The organism is Streptomyces sparsus (genome assembly GCF_054776295.1).
This window is the reverse complement of the sequence record NZ_BAAHCA010000903.1, coordinates 1-1,979: the sequence shown is the minus strand read 5'-3', so window position 1 is coordinate 1,979 and position 1,979 is coordinate 1. Positions and strand designations below refer to the sequence as shown.

Below are 1,979 nucleotides of genomic sequence, written 5' to 3'. Positions count from 1 at the left end.
GCCCGGAACCAGGTGATGCGGGCGTCACCGGCCGTCGTCGCGACCAGCGACGTCTCGCCGGGCACCGCCGGGCCGCCGGACTGCCCGGCGTTCATCGGACCGGCCCCGGGCACGCGAGGACGGCCCGCGACGAGGACAGGACGGCAGGGGCGGCAGGCACGAGGGGCTCGCCGGGGCGGTGGGGCGTTCGGTTCACTGGCACTAGAACAGGGTGCCCTCTTCCGGTGCCTCCAGTTCGTCCAGCAGCTCCGGCGCGTTGTTGCGGACGTTGCTGACGGCGGTACTCACCGGGTAGGCGCGGTTCCGCCCGGTGGGCAGTCCGGTGAGCAGCTCACGCAGCTCATCGACGTCGTTCCGGGCCGGGTCCAGCCAGGCGTCCCAGCGGTCCGGCGGCAGCGCCACCGGCATGCGGGGGTGGATGTCGGCGAGCGAGGACGGCCCCTCCCCCGGGGCCGCGGAGGCGAGCGGCGCCTGCTCGGCCTCGGTGGTGATCACCGTGCACGTCGCCCACCAGGCCCGCGGATCACCGTCCGGCAGTGTGCCGTCCCGCCAGAACTCGTACAGACCGGCCATCGCGAGCACCGAACCGTCGGCCGGCGTCACGAAGTACGGCTGCTTGCGCGGCCGCTTCCTCCTGCCCTGCTGCTCCAGGTCGAGCTCGGTGCGGGCGGTGACCCACTCGTAGTAGCCGTCCGCCGGGAGCAGGCACCGCCGCGAAGTGAAGGCCCTGCGGTAGGAGGACTTCTCGTGCACCGTCTCCGCCCGGGCGTTGATCATCTTCGCCGCGGTGTCCGGGGACTTCGCCCAGGACGGCACCAGGCCCCAGCGCAGGGTGCGCAGTTGGCGTACCGGCTCCGGGCTGCCGGACTCCTTCACCGGCCGCTCCAGGACCGCGTACACCTCCTTCGTCGGTGCCACGTTCCAGTCCGGTGCGAGCGCCTCGGTGGGCTCCCACTTGTTTATGTCGAAGATCGAGACCAGGTCCTCGGGCTGCCTGCTCGCCGCATACCTACCGCACATGCGGTCCAGCCTGCCACGCGGCACCGACAGCCGTGGTCGAATCCGGCCGCAGCGGCACCGGGACGGGACGGGCGGCATCGCGTGGGCCCGGCTCGATCGTCCTCCGGTGCAGTCGGGAGCGGGTGCGGTCGGGGGCGGGTGCGGTCGGGGCGGCGGCACTCTGGTGGGATGACGTCCGTTGCAGTGGCAGTGGGGGCGGGAGCAGTGAGGGGACGGATGAACACCGACAGCATCACCGATGTGTGGGACCGGGTCTTCGGCACGCAGGAGGCTCCGGACCTGTGGCTGGTGATCGCGACGGGCGTCGTGGCGCTGGCGGTGGTCGGCACCCGGCTGTCCTGGCGGGTCGCCCGGAACGCGGTGACCATCGCCCACGAGGGCGGCCACGGTCTCGTCGCGCTGCTCACCGGGCGCCGGCTGGAGGGCGTACGGCTGCACTCCGACACCTCCGGGCTGACCGTCTCCCGGGGCAAGCCCACCGGCATCGGCATGGTGCTCACGGCCGCGGCCGGCTACACCGCGCCGTCGCTGCTGGGCCTCGGCGGCGCCTGGCTGCTGGCCGCCGGCCACATCACCGCCCTGCTGTGGGGGGCCACCGCGCTGCTGCTGGCCCTGCTGGTGATGGTGCGCAACGCGTACGGCGTGCTCAGTGTGGTGGTCACCGGCGCGGTGTTCCTGCTGGTGTCCTGGCTGACCGGTTCGGACGTGCAGGCCGCGTTCGCCTACGGGGTGGTGTGGTTCCTGCTGCTGGGCGGTGTCCGGCCGGTCTTCGAGCTGCAGAGCAAGCGCCGCGGCGGCGGCGCCCCCGACTCCGACGCCGACCAGTTGCACCGGCTGACCAACGTGCCGGCCGGCGGCTGGCTGCTCCTGTTCCACGCCGTGGCGCTCTGCTCGCTGACCGGCGGCGGCCGCTGGCTGCTCGGCCTCTGACCGCCGACCCCGACCAGCCGCCCCCAGCC

At 73.4% G+C, this 1,979-nt stretch carries 2 protein-coding genes; one reads left to right on the top strand and one right to left on the bottom strand.

Going from position 1 to position 1,979, the window contains the following annotated elements:
* Positions 1-201: 201 nt before the first annotated feature.
* The gene (locus ACYVE9_RS24745) at positions 202-1,020 is read right to left on the bottom strand and encodes an SOS response-associated peptidase (RefSeq protein WP_461030120.1); all 819 of its coding nucleotides are present in this window, start codon (positions 1,018-1,020) and stop codon (positions 202-204) included.
* A 216-nt stretch (positions 1,021-1,236) separates the two neighbouring features.
* On the opposite strand from ACYVE9_RS24745, the gene ACYVE9_RS24740 reads away from it, so the two are divergent.
* On the top strand, positions 1,237-1,950 hold the full coding sequence (locus tag ACYVE9_RS24740; protein ID WP_461030119.1) for a M50 family metallopeptidase: 714 nt from the start codon (positions 1,237-1,239) through the stop codon (positions 1,948-1,950).
* The last annotated feature ends 29 nt before the right edge of the window (positions 1,951-1,979 follow it).